Genomic DNA, 17,875 nt, shown 5'->3' with positions numbered 1-17,875 from the left:
CGGGCCGCCTAGAGTGTCGGCATGGAGAAGGCCCGGGTCGACAGCTGGATCTGGGCCGTCCGGATCACCAAGACCCGGTCGGCCGCAACTGCCGCGTGCAAGGCCGGGCACGTCCGGGTGAACGGGGAGCGGGCGAAGCCGGCGCAGCCGATCGGCCCCGGCGACGAGGTGCGGGTGCGCCAGAACGGCTTCGACCGCATCGTCGTGGTGACCGGCATCATCCTGAAGCGGACGAGCGCCCCCGAGGCCGCGAAGCACTTCGATGACAAGACCCCGCCGCGGCTGTCGAAGGAAGAGGCCGGGTTCGTCCCGATGCGCGAGCGCGGGGCCGGACGGCCGAGCAAGCGGGAGCGCCGCGACCTCGAGAAGCTCCGCGGCTACTGACGCTTCGGCTTGCCGTACGGGTCGATGACGACTTCGAACTCCGTCTCGCCGTCCCACTCGACGGTGACCGGCTGCCCGGTCCAGCGGGCCTCGAGGTGACCGTCGTCGTCCTCGTCGGAACCGCACAGGGCCGAACCGCTCGGCACCCGCTCGATCGCCACCCGTCCGTCACGGCCGACCGCGTACAGCTCGACGACCCGTCCACGGATCGACTGTGTCCGCGCCGAGTCGTGTCGGACCTCGCCGAACCGCCGTGCTCCGTCCGCGGAGACGACCCAGTACTCCACGGCGTCGCCGATCTCGACGGCCGGGCCACAGCACTCGTGCTCCCAGCCGCCGATCTCGATCACGACGTGCGACGCGGACATCAGACGAAGCGGACGGTCTGCTGCAGGCGGTCGCGGATCTCGAACACGTCGACGGATCCGGCCGGCGACCAGACGCCGCCCAGCACCTGGGCGAGCGCACTGCGACGGACGACGAGCGCGGTGGGCTTCTTCGGGGAGCCGACGAGCTGCACGTCCTCGGTGACGGCGGCGTCCGGCACGACGAGCAGCCGCCCGGAGAACCGCACCCGGGTCTGCTTCTGCACGGCGCGGGCGGCGCGGACGAGTTCCTTGACGGGTCGCTCCCCCGGTGCGAGCGTCTCGCCGACGATCTCGCCGTGCTCGACGCGGACCGGAGCGCCCCAGTCGATGGACTCGACGGCCCAGAGTCCGCTCGGGGTCAGGACGGCGTGGTCGAGCTTGCCCTCGGCCCCTGCGTCGAGGTCGTGCCACACCGTGACGCCGATCCCCATGTCGGAGACGATCAGGGCGGTCGCCTCTTCGGCCAGGGCCTCGGCGAGCAGCCGTCGGATGTGCCGGGGCGCGGAGCGGATGAGCGTGGGGTCGTAGGGGTCCTCGACGGGGTCGCCGAGGCCGACCCACTCGCGCTCGGCCTGCAGGAAGACCTCGCGCGATCGACCACCGGGGTGTCCGTGGGACCGTGCCCGTGGGCGGGTGTCGCGACGCGCCGCCGGGGGTGCGTACGCGTCGCGACCGGTGTCGCCTCTGCCGGTGGAGCCGGCAGCACCGAACGAAGCCGACGCCCGGGACCCGATGTCGTATGCGCGCCGGGCTTCCGGCGTGCCGATGCGCTCCCATGCGAGCTGGACCTGGCGGAAGCGCTGAGCATCGCCGCCGAGGTCGGGGTGCGTCGCGCGGGCCGCCCGCCGGTAGGCGCGGCGGAGCGCGTCGTCGTCAGCCGTCGCGGGGACGCCGAGGACTTCGTAGGGGGTGGCGTCGGCCGGGCTGTCCGTCATGGCCCTGCGACATTACCGGAGGCAGTGTCGGAGTCCGCCGCATGGTTGCTGGGTACGGTCTGGGCCCACGCCGCCGGTTCCGCACCGACGCGCCAGCGGCGGGGCGGCCCTGCCGGTGGGGAGAGGGGCGGTGCAGTCTCGGACCGTCGGCACACGGTCCGCAGGTGGTCGCGTCAGACCACCGCGGTCACGACCGGAGCTCCGAGGAACGCCGCGTACCGCGCGGCCGCAGCCTCGAGTACACGGACGGTCGACGCGTCGAGGGTGCCGAAGGGTACGACGGTGACGAGGTGCTCGCCCCGGCGCTCGGTGCGCTTCCAGGTGCCGACGACGCGACCCCGGACGACGGCCATCGGCAGGAACACACCGTTGGCTCCGGGGACGACCCGATCGGCGTGGGCGGGGTCGAGCTGCGCGGACCGGTCGGCGTACCCGAGCAGGTACTCGTCGAAGCCGGGGAGCAGGTGCCCGGTGGGGACGCGCCCGGCTGCCGGCCGGTCGGCGAGGGCGAGGAGCCCGTCGCCGAGCTCCTCGACCGCGTCCCCCGCCGCGGCCCGGGCCCGGCGGAGGTCACCGAGCGGCAGCTTCGTCCAGCTCGCGGCGTCGGCCTCGGTCGCGGGGCCACGGCCGCGCAGGTACCCGAGCAGGACCCGGCGGAGGGCTTCGTCGCGGTCAGGCGGGTCAGCGGTGGCGGGTGCCCATTCGTCGAGCAGCACGAGCCCCTGCCCGACGCGGGCGATGGGGCCCCAGGCGACGAGGCGTTCCTGCGCGAGCTGCAGGATCAGGTGGTAGCCGCGACCTCCGCCCGGGTCGATGCCGGCATCGCGGTACGCGGCGAACAGGTCGTCCCTGACCAGCGCACGGCCGCCCTCGAGAGCCGCGATCGTCGCCTCACGGGCCCGACCGAGCAGGGCGTCGTCGATGCCGAGCTCGGCGGCGCGTCGGGCGATCGTGCGGAGGGTCCGTTCGGCGGTGAGCGAGAGCAGCAGGCGCAGGTCGTCGGGGCGCAGGGCGTGCAGGGTGCCGCGCATCGGCCACGAGCGGACGAGTTCCCCGCGGTCGAAGGCCTCGCGGACGTCGTCCCGCGTCGATCCGGGAGCGCGGACCCCGATGGCCCAGAGCACCTGACCGAGGTCCTGCCCCTGCACCGCCAGCATCCGCTCGACGACCTCGGTGGGGCGCAGCCCGGGCGCCGCGATGCCCTGCGCCGCGAACCGCGCCGTCCGGAGCCGCGCGGGGCTGGTGGTCACGCGACGGCGGCGGTGACGGCGTCGGCGTGCTGCTCCAGGTAGGCGACGTCGGCGCGGTACAGGTCGGCGTGGCCGTGCTGCAGGTCGCTGACGAACTTCGGGTTGCCGGCGGCGGCCTCGTGCTCGATCGTCGTGACGAGCGCGACGAGGGACGCGATCATCGTCTCGGCCAGGACGCTCCGGGAGCGGTCGTCGAGGGCGTAGGCGCGGCAGAACTCGGCGGCCCGTGCGAGCCGCTCATCGAGGTCGGGGGCGGTCGATCCCTCGACGGCGCCGGTGGTGAACGGCGCGAACCGGTAGACGGCACTCGCGACGTCCCAGACGCGGGGTCCGGGGTGCGCGGTGTCGAAGTCGATCAGGCCGACGGCGGCGATGCCGTCGTAGACGCAGTTGTACGGGGCGAAGTCGCCGTGCACGATCGTCTCGACCGGGGCACGGTCAGCCTGCGACCAGAGGTCGTCGGTGGCGCTGCGCGGGAAGCTGGCGGCGGCGTCGTGGAACTGGCGGAGCAGGCGGGCGCTGGTGACGAGGGCTGCTTCGCTGGCGATGTCCTCGGTCCAGGGGTACTCCCCCGCGACGCCCGGGACGAACGAGACCGTCTCGAGGGTGTCACCGAGTGCGATCGGTTCGGGGGCTGCGACGAACCCCTGCTCGTGCAGGTGGGCGAGCAGCCGGTGCACCGTGGGGGTCCACGGCCCGGCGGGGCGGTGGACTCGGTCGTCGGCCCTGGTGATGCGCTCCAAGGGGAACCTCCTGCGTGTTGCGTCTCCGTTGACGGAGGGCCAGCGTACCGGCAGCGACCGACGGCCGCTCGGCGACCATCCGGAACACGGCGGTCCGGCCGGCTACAGCTGGTCGCGCAACCAGGACGGCCCGTGGACGACCGCGCCGAGGGCCTCGACGCGGTCGCGGAGCTCGCGGTCGGCCGTCACGACGACGACCGGCCCGTCGCCGGCCTGCACCGCGACCCGCGCGGACTCGACGATCGCGTCGTCGCCGGAGGCCGGAGCACGGACGACGTCGACAGCACCGGTGGCGGCACCGCGGTCCGCACCAGCACCGCCACCGTCCGCAGCGGCCCGGGCCTCCCCCTCGAGCACCACGGTCCACCGCGGCCACCACCGCGCGAACGGCAGGTCGAGCAACGATGCGGACACCCCGCCCGCGGCGAGCGCCGACACCTGTGCGAGCAGGCGTGACGCGGAGCCGGCTCGGTCCTTCCACCAGCCGTCGGGCACGCTGCCGACGACGTTCGCCGCATCGACGACGACGTGCGGCGTGGTCGAGACCGTGGCACGGAGCGCCGGCCACGACCTGCCGAAGCCGGGGTGCAGGGGCAGGTCGTCGACCTGGTCGATCGGGATCCACGACAGGGCGAGGCTCTCGCGGTCGGCGATGACGGGTTCGAAGGGTCGGGAGGCGCGCCCCACGACGGTCGTGTAGGTCCAGAACCCCAGGTCGAGCAGTGCCGTGTGGCGCAGGGCGATCGCGTCGTCGGGCACGCCGGCTTCCTCGGCGGATTCGCGGAGGGCGGCGGTCACGGCTGCTTCGCCCTGGTGCCGTGCGCCGCCGGGGATGCCCCAGGTGCCGCCGTGGTGGCTCCACTCGACGCGGTGCTGCAGGAGCACGCGGCCGGCGCCGTCGTCGACGAGCAGGCCGGCGGCGCCGAAGCGTCCCCACGCCTTGGTGCCGTCGGGGCCGACCGCCCAGGCGTCGCCGGGGTCGCGGGGGCCGGTTGGGGGCCCGGGGGGCGTTGCATCTGGCACGGTCCAACCCTGGCACACGGTGCCCGGAGCGGGCCTCGAAGTGGTCACCGGGCGTCGTGTACGGTGTCGCTCGAGACACGGGGTGCCGCATCCAGCGGCTGAGATCACACCCGTCGAACCTGCTCGAGCTCGTACTCGCGAAGGGATCGTCCATGGAGACCGCTGCGCCCTCCCCTGCCTGGGCCCACCGAACCGCCGAACTGCTCGAGGCCGTGCGTGCCCGGGCCCCGCTGGTGCAGTGCATCACGAACACCGTCGTGCAGAACGTCACGGCGAACGTGCTGCTCGCGCTCGGGGCCTCGCCCGCGATGGTCGACGTGGCGACCGAGTCGGGGCCGTTCGCCCGCGTCGCGGACGCCCTGCTGGTGAACACCGGCACCCCGCACGCCGAACCGCGGGTCGCCGCGCTGGACGCCGTGCACGCGGCCCGTGACGCGGGCACCCCGTGGGTCCTGGACCCGGTGGCCGTCGGTTCGCTGCCGGTGCGGACCGCCCTGGCGCGTGACCTGCTCGCGCTGCGCCCGACGGTGCTGCGGGGCAACGCGTCCGAAGTGCTCGCCCTGCTCGTCGACTCGGCCGGTGGCCGCGGGGTCGACAGCACCGTGGGCACGGAGGACGCCCGGGTCGCGTCCGTCGCTGCTTCGGACGGGAGGCTCGTGGCTGCGGTGGCCGTGTCGGGTGCGGTCGATCTGCTGGTCGCGCCCGGCATCGGTGTGGTCCGGGTCGCGAACGGGACCGATCTGTTGACGCGGATCACCGGTGGCGGGTGCGCGCTCGGCGCGGTCGTCGCCGCGTTCACGTCGGTCGCGCCGGAGGACGCGGGGGCCGCTGCCGTCGCCGCCACCGCGGTGCACACGATCGCCGCCGAGCTGGCGGCACGGGAGGCCGGCGGACCGGGGACCTTCCAGCCGCTGTTCCTCGACCGGCTGGCGTCGCTGACCCCGGAGGACGTCGTCCGCGAGGCCCGGATCACCCTCGAGGCCGCTCCTGCGGTCGACGCCCGGGCGGTGTCGGCGTGAGCGGGCTGCAGTCTGCGGGGTTCGGCGTCTACCTGGTGACCGACGGTGCCCTGGCCGACCGGCACGGCATCGGGGTGCTCGGGGTCGTCCGTGCCGCCGTGCACGCCGGGGTCCGGATCGTGCAGGTGCGGGACAAGGACGCCTCGGCGCGTGACCTGCTCGCCCTGACCGCCGCGGTCGCCGACGCCGTCGGGGACCGCGCGAGGGTGGTGGTCGATGACCGGCTCGACGTCGTCCTCGCCGCACGGCACGCGGGACACCGGGTCGCGGGCGTGCACCTCGGCCAGTCCGACGTCCCCGTCACGGCCGCCCGTGCCCTGCTCGGAGCGGACGCCCACGTGGGCCTCACGGCGAACACGTTCGCGCACCTGGCTGCCGTCGAACGACTCCCCCACGGCACCGTGGACCTGCTCGGCGTCGGGGTCGTGCATCCCACGGCGACGAAGGCCGACCACCCGCCCGCCCTCGGCCACGACGGGTTCGCCCGGTTGGCCGCCGCCACCGGCCTGCCGTGCGTGGCGATCGGTGGGGTGACCCTCGACGACGTCGTGCCGCTCCGGGCAGCCGGTGCCGCGGGCGTCGCGATCGTGTCGGGCATCTGCGCCTCGGCCGACCCCGGGTCCGCCGCGGCGGCGTACGTGGCCGCGTGGGGCCCTGGACCCGGCCAGGCGGCGGAGGCGGGGCGGCCCGCAGAAGGCGCACCGGTCCTCCCGGCCTCCACCTCCACGCACCACGGGGCGGACGCATGAGCGTCCCACGGGTGCTGAGCATCGCCGGGACCGACCCGACGGGCGGGGCCGGGATGCAGGCGGACCTCAAGGCGATTGCCGCGCACGACGGGTACGGGATGGGGGTCGTGACGGCGCTCGTCGCGCAGAACACGCACGGGGTGCGGTCGGTGCACGTGCCGGACGTCGGGTTCCTGCGGGAGCAGCTCGACGCGGTGTCGGACGACGTCGTGCTCGACGCGGTGAAGATCGGGATGCTCGGCACCGCCGACGTCGTGCGGACCGTGTCGGACTGGCTGCGGGAGCACCGGCCGCCCGTGGTCGTCGTCGACCCGGTGATGGTGGCGACGAGTGGTGACCGGTTGCTCGACGAGGACGCCGCCTCGGCGATGGGTGCGCTGTTCGGGCTGGCCGACCTGGTGACACCGAACCGGGCCGAGCTCGTGGTGCTGGCGGAGCTCGCCGGCGCGTCGTCGTCGGCGTCGTCGCTGGATGCCGCGCGGACCGTGGCAGCGCGGTGGGACGTCCTGGTGCTGGCGAAGGGTGGCCACGACGAGGGACCGAGCTCCGACGACGTGCTCGTGGCACCGGACGGCACCGTGCGGGTGTTCACCGGTCCCCGGGTCGCGACGACGAACACGCACGGCACGGGGTGCTCCCTGTCGAGCGCGATCGCGACGCTCGCCGCCCGGCACGGGGACTGGGAACTCGCGGTCGGAGTGGCGAAGCCGTGGCTGACGGCGGCCCTGCACGGGGCCGACGCCCTGGCGGTCGGGAGCGGCAACGGCCCGGTCGACCACGGCGCGCAGGCGCGGGCGGCCCTGCCGGCGCTGTCGTACACGGACGTGTGGTGGGCGGATGCGGCGTCGGTGCTGCAGGAGACGATCGACTGCGCGTTCCTGGTGGGGCTCCGGGACGGGACGCTCGAGCCGGAGGTGTTCGCGGGCTACCTGGCGCAGGACGTCCACTACCTGCGGGCGTACGAGCGGCACCTGGCGGCGCTCGGGGTCGGTGCCGCCGGTGCCGGTTCGGATGCGGGTGCTGCCGCTGCTGCTGCGTTCTGGGCGGCTGCTGCGCAGGGGTGTGCCGACGAGGCCCGCGACCTGCACCACCGTCGACTGGCCGGCTCGCACGCCGACGATCCCGTGCACCCCACGTGCGCCGGGTACCTCGCACACCTGCAGCAGGCGGCGGACTCCGGCTCCGCGGCGGTGCTCGCCGCCGCGGTGCTGCCCTGCTTCCGGGTCTACGCCTGGGTCGGGTCGCAGCTCGGGGTCGCTCCGGACGGGCACGCCTTCGCCGACTGGATCACGGCGTACGGGGACCCGGGGTTCGCGGCGTCGAGTGCCGAGGCGACCCGGCTCGTCGAGGAGCTGGCCCGTGCCGCGACACCCGACGAGCGAGGGCGGATGGCCCGGGCGTTCCGGCGTTCGACGGAGTGGGAGCTCGCGTTCTTCCGGATGCCGACGGAGGCACGCGACCGGGGCGAGCGGGCAACCGGGGCTAGCGGGGCTAGCGGGCGACCGGCGGCAGCCGCACCAGTTCGACGGACAACTCGGCGCCGGTGACCGTGCCGCGCATCCACGTGTGGTCGGGCTGGCGACGGCGGTCGGTCGGCGAACCGGGGTTCAGCAGGCGCATCCCCGACGGTGCCACGGTGTCCCACGGGATGTGCGAGTGGCCGAAGACGAGCACGTCGGTGTCCGGGTACTCGGCGTCCATCCGCCGCTCCCGACCGGTCGACGCCCCGGTCTCGTGCACCAGGGCGAAGCGCAGGTCCTCGACGCCGAACCGAGCGACGAGCGGCAGCCGGTCGTCGAACTCCGGGCCGTCGTTGTTGCCCCGCACCCCCGCGAAGCGGCTGGACCGCGCCTGCACGGCGTCGAGGGTGGCGAGGTCGACCCAGTCCCCCGCGTGCACCACGAGGTCGGCCGCGTCGACGTCGGCCCACAGCCCGGGCGGCAGGTCCTTCGCGCGCTTCGGCAGGTGCGTGTCGGACAGCAGGACGAACGACGTCGTCACGACTCGGTGGGCGCCGGCATCGGGAGCCCGGCCTCGTCGGAGGCGCCGAGGCGCTCCAGCAGCCCGGCGAGCAGCGCGATGTCGTCGTCCGACCAGTCGGCGAGCCGTTCGTCGAGCGCGTCGCGGTGCAGCTGCACCGACCGCTCGAGCGCTGCGCGGCCGGCGTCAGTCGCCTCGAGCGGCTTCGCGTTGCCGCTACCGCCGTCGGTCGTCCGCACCAGTCCGGTCGCGAGGAGCCCGGACAGCTGCCGCGAGATCGTCGAACGGTTCAGCCGCAGGTAGCGGGCGATGTCGATGGCCATGCAGCCCGGGTGCTGCACGACGAAGTCGACGAGGGACTGGTCGACGACACTCAACACCTGGTCCGAGCCCCGGGCACGGATGCTCGCCCGACGGGTGATGCGGGCGAGCTCGGTGTACGCCCGGCTGATGTCGCTGTTGCGGACCCTCGAACTCGGGTGGTCCATGGTGGCTCCAGCCTGTCTGTGCCGGCGCCGGCCGGCGGTCTTCTCGTCCGGTCACACTACCGGCGGGCCGGCGGAGAGTGGGGTCAGTGACCGGAGGCCGCGGCCTGCAGCGCGGGGATGTCGAGCTTGACCATCTGCATCATGGCCTCGAACACGCGGGCGTTGGCCTCCGGGTCGCCCGATCCGCTCATCAGCTCCCCCAGCATCGACGGGGTCACCTGCCACGCCAGACCCCAGCGGTCGGTCAACCACCCGCACGCCATCGGGCTCCCGCCGTCGGCGAGCAGGGCGTCCCACAGCCGGTCGAGCTCGTCCTGGGTGTCCACGTCGATCTGGAACGAGACCGCGTCGGTGTGCGGGTGCCCGGGGCCGCCGTTCATCGCGCGGTACGGAGCGCCGAGCAACGTGAACTCCACGACGAGGGCACGGCCGTCGGGCATCCGGCTGACGCTGTCGACGCGACTGTCGGGGAACAGTCCGACGTAGTACTCGGCGGCCTGTTCGGCCTGGTCGTCGTACCAGAGGAACGGGGTGATGGTGGGCACGGGAGCCCCTTCGTTCGGTGCTCAGTCCGCGGCGCTGCGGCTGAGCAGGTCGGCTTTCTCGGGGTGTTCGTCGAACCACTTGCCGACGAACCAGCACATCGGCACGATGCGCCTCGTGGTCGACGACTCGACGTCGGCGACGGCGTACTCGACGAGTTCCGCCGCGTAGCCGTGGCCGCGGTGCTTCGGGACCGTGTAGGTGTGCGGGAACGCCACCGCGTCACCGTTCACCCGGTAGTCGAGCACGCTCACGAGCTCGCCACCGACGTACATCGCGTAGCGGTCCTGGTCGGTCTCGTCGCGGAACTCGTGGTCCATGCCGCCATCATGCTCCCGGCGGGGCGTTCGTGCCTCCCCGGGAATGCCCGACGGCGCGCAGCGTTGCAGGGACACCATGACAACCATCGGAATCATCGGCGCCGGCAACATCGGATCCCAGCTCGCACGACTCGCGGTACGGAACGGCCACCAGGTCGTCATCGCGAACTCCCGCGGCCCGGAGACCCTGACCGACCTGGTCACGGAACTCGGCGACGGCGCACGCGCAGCGACCCGCGACGAGGCAGCCGCAGCGGGCGAGATCGTCGTCGTGACGGTGCCGCTCGCCGCGATCGAGACGATCCCCGTCGAGCCCCTCGTCGGCAAGGTCGTCATCGACACGAACAACTACTACTGGGAGCGCGACGGCCACATCGCCGCCCTCGACGACCAGTCGACGACCACCGCCGAGATGCTGCAGGACCACCTGCCCGGCGCCCGGGTCGTCAAGGCGTTCAACCACATCGGCGCCGACGACCTGACCGGCCACGCGACGCCGGCCGGCACCCCGGACCGGCGGGCCCTCGTCATCGCCGGCGACGACGACTCCGCCAAGCAGACCGTCGCCGAGCTCATCGACGCGTTCGGCTTCGACGTCGTCGACGCCGGGCCCCTCGCCGAGGGCTGGCGCATCCAGCGGGACACCCCCGGCTACGGCCCGCGGATGACCGCCGCCGAGCTGCGCGACGCCCTGGCCGCCGCGACGCGCTAGTCCACGGCTCCGCGCAGCCCGCCGCCGTTTCGCGCTGAGCGACACCCCACGGGCACCGCACCCCGTGAACTGTCGCTCAGCGCGAAACTACTCAGCGCGAAACGACTCAGCGCGAAACGGCGCGAAACGGCGCGAAACGCCCGCTCAGGCCCGGTCGAAGATCGTCGTCATGTCGGCGATGTCGTCCTCGGTCGGCGTCCACGTCGTGCCGGCCTCGACGTTCTGCGTGATCTGCTCCGGCTTCGTCGCCCCCGCGATGACGCTCGACAGCCCCGGCTGCGCCAGGAGCCACGCGAACGTCGCCTGCAGCATCGTCACGCCCCGGTCGTCGCAGAACCGCTGGTAGTCGTCGAGCACGTCCCAGGGGGCGTCCTCGAGCACCTGCGGCTTCGACGTCGTCAGCCGCCCGTCGGCCGGGCCGCCCGACTTCGTGTACTTGCCGGTGAGCAGCCCGTTGTACAGCGGGAAGAACGGCAGGAACCCGAGCGCGTACGCCCGCACCGCCGGCAGGACCTCGGCCTCGGCGTCCCGGGCGAGCGGGCTGTACTCGTTCTGTGCGGACACGAACGCCGTGGTGCCGGCGATCGACGCCGTGAGCTCGGCCTCGGCGATCTGCCACCCCGCGAAGTTCGAGTGGCCGACGTACCGGATCTTGCCCTCGCGGACCAGGTCGTCGAGGACCGACAGGGTCTCCTCGATCGGCGTCACGTCGTCCGGCCGGTGCATCTGGTAGAGGTCGATCCAGTCCGTGCCGAGGCGGCGCAACGACGACTCGACCGCGAGCCGCACGTACCGGCGGGACCCGCGGACGCCCCAGTCCGGGCCGTTCGCGCCCTGCATGTCCATGCCGAACTTCGTGGCGAGGACGATCTCGTCACGGCGGCCGCGGATCGAGCGTCCGAGCATCTCCTCGGACATGCCCGGCACGCCGCCGTAGATGTCGGCGGTGTCGAAGAGCGTCACCCCGGCGTCCAGGGCCGCGGCGACGACCGCGTCGGTGCCCTCCTGCGACTCGGACGCGGTTCCCCGCCGCCCGAAGTTGTTGCAGCCGAGGCCGACGGTGGAGACGACGAGCCCCGAGGGGCCCAGGGGACGGTGTTCGATTCCGGTCATCACCCGAACGTACCGGCGACCCCGAACTGGGGCTGCGATCCGCACAGCGGTTGCCGCTACAACTGAGCATGGATCAGTCGACGGAAGGAGCGCCGCAGTGGCAGCGCATCGCATGCCCGAATCGGACCGGCCCCGTCGGCCCGTCCCGGCCTGGGTGACCGCGCCGCCCGTCGACGAGGTCGCGCCCGAGCGGGTCGCCGCCGCCGGTCACGTGAACGCCTCCGGCCGGGAGGCCCGCCCCACCCCCGCCTCGTCACGCGCCGCCCACGCGGCGCCGGTCCCACCGACCACGGTCACCCCGGGCGGGACCGCGGCCGCGGCGCACGCACCCGCGCACGCACCGACCGCCGAGCCCGCGTCGATCGCCGCCCTGGTCGAGGCCGACGCCCCGGTGCCCGACTTCCCGCCGCAGCAGGAGTTGCTGCCCCCGGCCCCGACGTCGCCGAACGTGCACACCGTGCCGTTCGAGACCCCTGCGGTGCCGCCGTCGTCGGTCGTCCCCGCGTCCGGGCTCGTGGTGCCGGTCTCCCCGGTCGCCGCCGCACCCGCCTCGGCGGACGCCGCACCGCTCGTCGCACCGCTCACCACCCCGTCGCCGGAGGCCGCCCCGGCGCCGCCGACCGCTGCGCCCGCGGTGCCCGTCGCCGGACAGCCGCGGTTCTCGGTGCCCGGCCTCGAGCACGTGGTCGTCGAGGGCACCGAACCCGAGCCCGTCGGCCCGATCGGTTACCGGACGCCCCGGCGCTTCGCCCACCAGCAGGCCGCCGCACGGTCGGCCGCACCAGCAGCCGCAGCCGCGCGATCCTTCGACGCCGTCCTGCACGCGGCGCCGGCCGCCGCCGCTCCCGGCCGCCCCGCCGTCGCGACCCCGAACGCCGACGCGACCACGGCCGTGGTCGCACCCGCCCCGGTGCCGCAGGGTGCTGGCGGGGGCGAGGCGGGCCTCCCGACCGAACTGCTCGACCAGACCGTGGCCGCGGCCGCCGTGCCGGAGCCACGCCGTGCACTCGGCGCGACCGCCGGTGCGGTGCTCGGTGCCGTCGCCGGGATCGCGACGATCGGTCTTGCGGCCTGGTGGTTCACCGCTCCCGCGACCGTGCACGGTGTCGGTGTGGCGCTCGGACTGCTCGCGCTGGTGCTCTCGATCGTGACGCTGCGCGACCGGACGGCCACGTGGCAGCGGCCGGTCGCGCTGCTCGGCGCCGTGCTCGGTGGTGTCGGTACGGTCGTGCTGCTGTGGGCCGTCGCGGCGGCGCTGCTGCCGCTCGCGGGGGTGACGCTGCCGGACGTCACCGGCACCGGCACGACCCCGACGCTCGCCCCGTAGCGCAGCCAGCGCTCGCGAGCGCTCAGACGCCGTCGTCTCGGCAGGACGCCGCGTCGACGTCGAGACGCCCCCGAAAGTCGAGGCGTCTCGGCGGCTCGACGGCGGCGGGACAACACGACGGCGTCTCGTCGCGTTCACCATCCCGGAACACGCCGGCGTCTCGGCGCCGATGCGCGCGCTCAGACGGCGCGAACGACCCCGCGGGACAGGATCGCGTTCGTCAGCGCGTCGATCGGCTCCCGCTGCACCGTCGGGTTGGCGATGAGGACGTAGTCCACCGCCGGCAGGTCCGGCAACCCGAGCCGCTGCGACACCTTCACCAGGTCGGCCGGGATCAGCGAGCGCGGGAACACCGCGACGCCGATGCCCGCGCGCACCGCGGCGAGCACCCCGTTGACGTCGCGGGTGTTGCAGGTGATCCGCCAGGTGCGGCCGGCGGCCTCGAGGGCGTCGATCGCCATCTGCCGGCTGATGCTCGGCGCCTGGTACGCGATGAGCGGGACGGGTTCGCCGGGTTCCAGGGCGATGCCGTCCTGCGCCATCCACACCATCTGGTCGGTGGCGACCCGGGTGCCCTCGGCGGACTCCCCCGCCGTCTGCTTGATGAACACCAGGTCGAGCTGGCCGGCGTGCACCCGGCGGAGCAGCGGTGACGACTGGTTCACCGTGAGCTCGAGGTTCACCTGCGGGTGCAGCCGCCGGAAGTCCCGCAGGATCCGCGGCAGCTGGGTGATGGCGAGGTCGTCCGCCGCCCCGAACCGCAGCCGTCCGCGGGTGGCTGCGCCCGAGAAGTAGGCGTCGGCGGTGGCGTGCGCGGCGAGGATCGTCCGCGCGAACCCGGCCATCGCGTCCCCGTTGTCGGTCAGGGCGACGCCGCGGGTGTCCCGGGCGACCAGGGTGCGCGCCACCGCGGTCTCCAGGCGCCGGACGTGCTGCGACACCGTCGGCTGGCTGATGCCGAGCCGGGTACCGGCCTGCGTGAAGCTGCCGGTCTCCGCCACGGCCAGGAACGTCTGCAACAGGACCGGATCGAGCACGGGGCACCTCGTTCGTTCGCACGGTCATTCGACATCGCAATGGAGTGATAGCCACCATAGGGGTATCGAATGGGCGGGCGCCACGTAGTTTCGTTGGGGTACCAGATCCACACCGACGTCCGGAGAACCCCGCACCGTGAGCGCGTCACCGACGACCCTCCCCCCGCCCACCGAACCGCTCCCGATCCAGGCCACGCGACCGCCGTGGCGCCACACGCTCATCGCCCTGTCCGTGCCGAACTTCCGGCTGTTCACGGCGACCAACCTGGTGGCGATGACCGCCGGCTGGATGCAGCGCATCGCCCAGGACTGGCTCGTGCTGCAGCTGACCGGGTCGGTCGCGCAGGTCGGCATCACGGTCGCGTGCCAGTTCGCGCCGATGCTGCTGTTCGGGCTGCTCGGCGGCGTCCTGGTCGACCGGTTCTCGAAGCGCGCGCTCATGATGATCACGCAGGGAGCCTTCGCGGTGCTGTCCGCGCTGCTCGCCGTCCTGACGCTGGCCGGCGTCGTCGAGGCGTGGCACATCTGGGTGATCGCGTTCCTGGTCGGCATGGTCACCGTGATCGACAACCCGGCACGGCAGGTGTTCGTCACCGAGATCGTCGGGCACAAGCACCTGCGGAACGCCATCAGCGTGAACTCGTCGGTGTTCCAGCTCGGCGGCATGATCGGTCCGGCGCTGTCCGGGGCCCTGCTCGTCGCGGTCGGCGCGGGGTGGTCGTTCGGTGTGAACGCGATCGCCTGCGTCGCCGTCGTCGTGACGCTCGGGTTCCTGAAGGTCTCGGAGCTGCACCGCACACCCCCGGCGCCCCGCGGCAAGGGGCAGCTCGTGGAGGGCCTCCGCTACGCCGTGCACAAGCCGACGATCATCGTGCCGGTGATCCTCGTCGCGTTCTTCTCGGTGTTCGCACTGACGATGCCCGTGCTGCTCTCCGCCTTCGCGTCACAGGTGTACGACGTCGGAGCCGGCGGCTACGGGGTCTTCAACTCCGCCGTGGCGATCGGCGCCCTGGTCGGCGCGCTGCTGTCGACCCGCCGGGCCGTCGTCCGGCTCCGCACCATCGTCGGCGGGGTGTTCTGGACGGGCGTGCTGCTCGTCGTCTCGGGGTCGATCCCGGCGATCGCACCGTTCACCGTCGCGCTCGTGGCGGTGGGGATGTCGCAGCTGCTGTTCCAGACCGCGTCGAACTCGCTGGTGCAGCTGTCCTCGAACGTGGCGATCCGCGGCCGGGTGATGTCGCTCTACGTCCTGGTGCTGCTCGGTGGGCAGGCGATCGGCGGGCCCCTGATGGGACAGATCGTCGACCACTTCGGTGCGCACGTGGGGATGATGGTCGCCGGTGGCGTGCCGGCAGCAGCCGCCGCGGTGATCGCGCTCGTGCTCGCCCGCCGGGGCGGCCTGCACCTGGCGGTGCGGATGCGCCACCACCTGCCGGTGCCGGCGATCGTCGCCCACTAGCGGGGGCCCTGGCGGTGACCACCCGCCGGCCTGGAGGCCCGTGGCGGCCCCGCCCCGCGCCTCCCGTCCGCCCGTTGGTCGCGCCGGGCAGTCCGCAAAACACCGGTGTTCACGCTCGACGCCGCGGGATCCCGCGGTGTGTTGTGTGAACACCGGTGTCTTGCGAGGGGCAGTGCCTCAGTAGGCGACGCCGAAACGCGTCTGGTGGTGCGCCGGGGTGACGATCTCGTCGACGAACGCGATCGCGTAGTCGGCGCCGGAGATGTCCGAGTTGCCCTCGGCGTCGGCGAGCAGGACCTCGTCCGAGGCGCGGTAGGTGCCGCGACGCTCGCCCGGGTTGTAGCCACCGAAGGCTGCGGCGGGGCTCACGTAGAACCAGTCGACCTGGGTGTCCGAGGCGCGCAGGGCGTCGAGGATCTGCGCGTGGCTCTTCGCCTCGCCCGTGAAGGCATCCGGGAAGCCGTCGGTGTCGAAGAGGCGGGGGCCGTCCTCGGACACGCGCATCGAACCGGCACCGCCGACGATGCCGAGACGCGCACCCGCTGCGGCGGCGGCGTCGACGAAGTGCTGGAACTTGTCCTTCAGCTCGCTGCCGTCCGCCTGCACGGCGTGGAGCGAGACGATGACGACGTCGGCACCCTTCGTGACCTCGGACACGAAGTCGGCGTCGAACGCGTCACCCTGCGCCAGGGTCAGGCCCTCGGCCGGCTCGAGCTTGCTCGTGTCGCGGGCGACCGCGGTGACGGTGATGCCGCGGGAGAGTGCCTCGTGGGTGATGGCGGAGCCGGCGTAGCCGGTGCCTCCGAAGACGACGATGTTGGTCATGGTGTTCCCTTCGTGGACGTGCTGGGCGTCAGTGACGTTGACAGTCACCGTACAAGAGTTACTCTCTTTGAGTAAGTAGGCACCTGGCGGTGCGTTGCGGAGGACACCATGTCAGCACTCGAGTACAGCCCCTACGCGGCGGACTGCCCCAGTCGGCAGCTGCTCGACCGCATCGGCGACCGGTGGAGCGTGCTGACGATCGGCGCCCTCGCCGACGGTCCCGCACGGTACTCGGCGGTGGCGGCCCGGGTGCAGGGGGTCTCGCAGAAGATGCTCACCCAGACGCTGCGGGCCCTCGAACGCGACGGCATGGTGACGCGGACGGTGTTCCCCGAGATCCCGCCGCACGTGGAGTACGAACTGACCGAGCTCGGCCGGTCGCTGCGCACGGTGCTCGTGCCGCTGGAGGACTGGGCCACCTCGCACATGCCCGACGTCGCCGAGGCGCGCGAGGGGTACGACGCGCGCTGAGCACCGGCGCACTCGGAATCCCCGACGGCGACGAGTGGTTGCCTGGGGACATGCGATCGATCGTCTACACGAAGCCCGGTGCCAGCAGCGTTCTCGAACTCGTCGAGCGGGAGATCCCGGAGCCCGGAGCCGGTGAGGTCCGCGTCCGCGTCGTCACCTCCGGCGTCAACCCGACCGACTGGAAGGCCCGCGCCGGCGGGACCTACGGCGACGGGCTGCCGTTCCCCGAGATCACGCCGAACCAGGACGGCGCAGGTGTCGTCGACGCCGTCGGTGCCGGAGTCGACGGACTGGCCGTCGGCGACCGTGTCTGGCTGTTCATGGCGGCCGCGTCGCGTCCGACCGGCACCGCGCAGGAGTACACGGTCGTGCCCGAGTCGCGCGTGGTCCCGCTCCCCGACGGCGTCTCGTTCGACGTCGGCGCCTCGCTCGGCGTCCCCGCCATGACGGCGCACCGAGCGCTCACCACCCACGAGGACGGCCCCGCGCGCCTGGGCCCCGGCGCCCTGGACGGCTTCACCGTGCTCGTCGCCGGCGGTGCCGGTGCCGTGGGGCACGCCGCGATCCAGCTCGCCCGCTGGGCCGGCGCGACCGTCATCACGACGATCAGCTCGGACGCGAAGGCAGCACTGGCGACTGCGGCCGGTGCCCACCACGTCGTGAACTACCGCGAGGAGGACGCCGCCGAGCGCATCCGGTCGATCGCGCCGGAGGGTGTCGACATCGTCGTCGAGGTGTCGATCCCGCAGAACGCCGCGCTGGTCGCCGACGTGCTGGCGAACCACGGCGTCGTGTCGATCTACGCGAACAACGGCGGTGACGAGGCGAGCCTGCCGATCCGCCCGAACATGAGCGTGAACGCCCGCTACCAGTTCCTGCTGCTCTACACGATCGGCGACGAGGCGCTGTCCGCGGCGGCCGAGGACCTCACCGAGGCGCTGCACGACGGTGTGCTTCCGGTCGGCGAGGACGTCGGTCTCCCGCTCACCCGGTTCGCGCTCGAGCAGACCGCGCAGGCGCACGACGCCGTCGAGCAGGACACGGTCGGCAAGGTGCTCATCGACGTGACCGAGGGGCGGTAGCCGCGACACCGGCTCGGGCTCCGGCTCCGGCTCCGGCTCCGGCTCCG

Annotated in this window: 21 protein-coding genes and 1 riboswitch; of the genes, 9 read left to right on the top strand and 12 right to left on the bottom strand. The window is 73.4% G+C overall.

All coding sequences use genetic code 11. The annotated features are described in order from the left end of the window. The first annotated feature begins 21 nt into the window (after positions 1 to 21). Complete coding sequence (locus HQQ79_RS06975) at positions 22 to 384, top strand: RNA-binding S4 domain-containing protein (RefSeq protein WP_173033299.1); 363 nt, start codon at positions 22 to 24, stop codon at positions 382 to 384. On the opposite strand, the gene HQQ79_RS06970 is transcribed toward HQQ79_RS06975, so the two are convergent. The 5 genes from HQQ79_RS06970 to HQQ79_RS06950 form a co-directional block, all read right to left on the bottom strand. Next, a complete protein-coding gene (locus HQQ79_RS06970; RefSeq protein WP_216852329.1) occupies positions 378 to 752 on the bottom strand; it encodes a hypothetical protein in 375 nt (124 codons plus the stop codon). The genes HQQ79_RS06975 and HQQ79_RS06970 overlap by 7 nt on opposite strands. Then, the gene (locus tag HQQ79_RS06965) at positions 752 to 1,687 is read right to left on the bottom strand and encodes a DnaJ domain-containing protein (RefSeq protein ID WP_173033297.1); all 936 of its coding nucleotides are present in this window, start codon (positions 1,685 to 1,687) and stop codon (positions 752 to 754) included. The genes HQQ79_RS06970 and HQQ79_RS06965 overlap by 1 nt, the downstream gene beginning before the upstream one ends. Positions 1,688 to 1,860: 173 nt before the next feature. Then, complete coding sequence (locus tag HQQ79_RS06960; RefSeq protein WP_173033295.1) at positions 1,861 to 2,937, bottom strand: winged helix DNA-binding domain-containing protein; 1,077 nt, start codon at positions 2,935 to 2,937, stop codon at positions 1,861 to 1,863. Next, complete coding sequence (locus HQQ79_RS06955; RefSeq protein WP_027465222.1) at positions 2,934 to 3,680, bottom strand: phosphotransferase enzyme family protein; 747 nt, start codon at positions 3,678 to 3,680, stop codon at positions 2,934 to 2,936. Before HQQ79_RS06955 ends, HQQ79_RS06960 begins: the two co-directional genes overlap by 4 nt. A 102-nt stretch (positions 3,681 to 3,782) precedes the next feature. Continuing rightward, the gene (locus HQQ79_RS06950; protein ID WP_173033293.1) at positions 3,783 to 4,703 is read right to left on the bottom strand and encodes an NUDIX domain-containing protein; all 921 of its coding nucleotides are present in this window, start codon (positions 4,701 to 4,703) and stop codon (positions 3,783 to 3,785) included. A gap of 68 nt (positions 4,704 to 4,771) precedes the next feature. Further along, positions 4,772 to 4,867, top strand: a riboswitch (TPP riboswitch). On the opposite strand from HQQ79_RS06950, the gene thiM reads away from it, so the two are divergent. The 3 genes from thiM (at position 4,856) to thiD (ending at position 8,018) form a co-directional block, all read left to right on the top strand. After that, positions 4,856 to 5,722 carry a hydroxyethylthiazole kinase gene (thiM, locus tag HQQ79_RS06945; protein ID WP_173033291.1) on the top strand — a complete coding sequence of 289 codons (867 nt, stop codon included), beginning with the start codon at positions 4,856 to 4,858 and terminating at the stop codon, positions 5,720 to 5,722. (Overlaps the previous riboswitch by 12 nt.) After that, positions 5,719 to 6,471, top strand: coding sequence for a thiamine phosphate synthase (locus HQQ79_RS06940; protein ID WP_367948068.1), 753 nt, complete (start codon positions 5,719 to 5,721; stop codon positions 6,469 to 6,471). The genes thiM and HQQ79_RS06940 overlap by 4 nt, the downstream gene beginning before the upstream one ends. Beyond that, the gene (thiD, locus tag HQQ79_RS06935; RefSeq protein WP_173033289.1) at positions 6,468 to 8,018 is read left to right on the top strand and encodes a bifunctional hydroxymethylpyrimidine kinase/phosphomethylpyrimidine kinase; all 1,551 of its coding nucleotides are present in this window, start codon (positions 6,468 to 6,470) and stop codon (positions 8,016 to 8,018) included. The genes HQQ79_RS06940 and thiD overlap by 4 nt, the downstream gene beginning before the upstream one ends. On the opposite strand, the gene HQQ79_RS06930 is transcribed toward thiD, so the two are convergent. From HQQ79_RS06930 to HQQ79_RS06915, 4 genes are all read right to left on the bottom strand, one after another. Continuing rightward, positions 7,963 to 8,472, bottom strand: coding sequence for a metallophosphoesterase (locus HQQ79_RS06930; RefSeq protein ID WP_111058186.1), 510 nt, complete (start codon positions 8,470 to 8,472; stop codon positions 7,963 to 7,965). The genes thiD and HQQ79_RS06930 overlap by 56 nt on opposite strands. Continuing rightward, positions 8,469 to 8,939, bottom strand: coding sequence for a MarR family winged helix-turn-helix transcriptional regulator (locus tag HQQ79_RS06925; RefSeq protein ID WP_051596672.1), 471 nt, complete (start codon positions 8,937 to 8,939; stop codon positions 8,469 to 8,471). The genes HQQ79_RS06930 and HQQ79_RS06925 overlap by 4 nt, the downstream gene beginning before the upstream one ends. Before the next feature lie 83 nt (positions 8,940 to 9,022). Then, positions 9,023 to 9,484 (bottom strand): VOC family protein, encoded by a 462-nt coding sequence (locus HQQ79_RS06920; RefSeq protein WP_111033788.1) that lies wholly within the window; start codon positions 9,482 to 9,484, stop codon positions 9,023 to 9,025. A gap of 21 nt (positions 9,485 to 9,505) precedes the next feature. Continuing rightward, complete coding sequence (locus tag HQQ79_RS06915) at positions 9,506 to 9,802, bottom strand: GNAT family N-acetyltransferase (protein WP_173033287.1); 297 nt, start codon at positions 9,800 to 9,802, stop codon at positions 9,506 to 9,508. A gap of 76 nt (positions 9,803 to 9,878) precedes the next feature. On the opposite strand from HQQ79_RS06915, the gene HQQ79_RS06910 reads away from it, so the two are divergent. Next, a complete protein-coding gene (locus HQQ79_RS06910) occupies positions 9,879 to 10,514 on the top strand; it encodes an NADPH-dependent F420 reductase (RefSeq protein ID WP_071405392.1) in 636 nt (211 codons plus the stop codon). A gap of 144 nt (positions 10,515 to 10,658) precedes the next feature. On the opposite strand, the gene HQQ79_RS06905 is transcribed toward HQQ79_RS06910, so the two are convergent. Beyond that, entirely contained in the window at positions 10,659 to 11,627 is a 969-nt protein-coding gene (locus HQQ79_RS06905; protein ID WP_173033285.1) for an aldo/keto reductase, read from the bottom strand. A gap of 97 nt (positions 11,628 to 11,724) precedes the next feature. On the opposite strand from HQQ79_RS06905, the gene HQQ79_RS06900 reads away from it, so the two are divergent. Then, positions 11,725 to 12,954 carry a hypothetical protein gene (locus tag HQQ79_RS06900; RefSeq protein ID WP_173033283.1) on the top strand — a complete coding sequence of 410 codons (1,230 nt, stop codon included), beginning with the start codon at positions 11,725 to 11,727 and terminating at the stop codon, positions 12,952 to 12,954. A 179-nt stretch (positions 12,955 to 13,133) separates the two neighbouring features. Here the strand turns inward: HQQ79_RS06900 and HQQ79_RS06895 are convergent, their stop codons facing one another. After that, on the bottom strand, positions 13,134 to 13,991 hold the full coding sequence (locus tag HQQ79_RS06895) for a LysR substrate-binding domain-containing protein (protein WP_173033281.1): 858 nt from the start codon (positions 13,989 to 13,991) through the stop codon (positions 13,134 to 13,136). Positions 13,992 to 14,127: 136 nt separating this feature from the next. Here HQQ79_RS06895 and HQQ79_RS06890 point away from each other — a divergent pair, with 136 nt between their 5' ends. Beyond that, positions 14,128 to 15,450 (top strand): MFS transporter, encoded by a 1,323-nt coding sequence (locus HQQ79_RS06890; protein WP_071405388.1) that lies wholly within the window; start codon positions 14,128 to 14,130, stop codon positions 15,448 to 15,450. A gap of 177 nt (positions 15,451 to 15,627) precedes the next feature. Here the strand turns inward: HQQ79_RS06890 and HQQ79_RS06885 are convergent, their stop codons facing one another. Next, positions 15,628 to 16,275, bottom strand: a complete 648-nt coding sequence (locus HQQ79_RS06885) for an NAD(P)-dependent oxidoreductase (RefSeq protein WP_173033279.1) — start codon at positions 16,273 to 16,275, stop codon at positions 15,628 to 15,630. Positions 16,276 to 16,383: 108 nt separating this feature from the next. Here HQQ79_RS06885 and HQQ79_RS06880 point away from each other — a divergent pair, with 108 nt between their 5' ends. Together HQQ79_RS06880 and HQQ79_RS06875 are read left to right on the top strand one after the other, a co-directional pair. Then, positions 16,384 to 16,746: a helix-turn-helix domain-containing protein gene (locus tag HQQ79_RS06880; protein ID WP_071247254.1), complete on the top strand. Its 363-nt coding sequence runs from the start codon at positions 16,384 to 16,386 to the stop codon at positions 16,744 to 16,746. 50 nt (positions 16,747 to 16,796) lie between these two features. Continuing rightward, the gene (locus HQQ79_RS06875; RefSeq protein WP_173033277.1) at positions 16,797 to 17,828 is read left to right on the top strand and encodes an NADPH:quinone reductase; all 1,032 of its coding nucleotides are present in this window, start codon (positions 16,797 to 16,799) and stop codon (positions 17,826 to 17,828) included. Positions 17,829 to 17,875: the final 47 nt, after the last annotated feature.

Source organism: Curtobacterium sp. VKM Ac-2852 (assembly GCF_013205045.1).
GTDB classification, from domain to species: Bacteria; Actinomycetota; Actinomycetes; order Actinomycetales; family Microbacteriaceae; genus Curtobacterium; species Curtobacterium flaccumfaciens.
The sequence above is the reverse complement of the archived record's forward strand: the minus strand, read 5'-3'. Positions and strand labels throughout refer to the sequence as shown.

What these genes read in the sequence shown, in the direction of transcription:
- HQQ79_RS06880 (WP_071247254.1), top strand. Translation starts at nt 16,384, where the DNA reads ATGTCAGCACTCGAGTACAGCCCCTACGCGGCGGACTGCCCCAGTCGG.
- HQQ79_RS06915 (WP_173033287.1), bottom strand. Translation starts at nt 9,802, where the DNA reads ATGGACCACGAGTTCCGCGACGAGACCGACCAGGACCGCTACGCGATG.
- HQQ79_RS06885 (WP_173033279.1), bottom strand. Translation starts at nt 16,275, where the DNA reads ATGACCAACATCGTCGTCTTCGGAGGCACCGGCTACGCCGGCTCCGCC.
- thiD (WP_173033289.1), top strand. Translation starts at nt 6,468, where the DNA reads ATGAGCGTCCCACGGGTGCTGAGCATCGCCGGGACCGACCCGACGGGC.
- HQQ79_RS06925 (WP_051596672.1), bottom strand. Translation starts at nt 8,939, where the DNA reads ATGGACCACCCGAGTTCGAGGGTCCGCAACAGCGACATCAGCCGGGCG.
- HQQ79_RS06975 (WP_173033299.1), top strand. Translation starts at nt 22, where the DNA reads ATGGAGAAGGCCCGGGTCGACAGCTGGATCTGGGCCGTCCGGATCACC.
- thiM (WP_173033291.1), top strand. Translation starts at nt 4,856, where the DNA reads ATGGAGACCGCTGCGCCCTCCCCTGCCTGGGCCCACCGAACCGCCGAA.
- HQQ79_RS06910 (WP_071405392.1), top strand. Translation starts at nt 9,879, where the DNA reads ATGACAACCATCGGAATCATCGGCGCCGGCAACATCGGATCCCAGCTC.
- HQQ79_RS06965 (WP_173033297.1), bottom strand. Translation starts at nt 1,687, where the DNA reads ATGACGGACAGCCCGGCCGACGCCACCCCCTACGAAGTCCTCGGCGTC.
- HQQ79_RS06905 (WP_173033285.1), bottom strand. Translation starts at nt 11,627, where the DNA reads ATGACCGGAATCGAACACCGTCCCCTGGGCCCCTCGGGGCTCGTCGTC.
- HQQ79_RS06875 (WP_173033277.1), top strand. Translation starts at nt 16,797, where the DNA reads ATGCGATCGATCGTCTACACGAAGCCCGGTGCCAGCAGCGTTCTCGAA.
- HQQ79_RS06970 (WP_216852329.1), bottom strand. Translation starts at nt 752, where the DNA reads ATGTCCGCGTCGCACGTCGTGATCGAGATCGGCGGCTGGGAGCACGAG.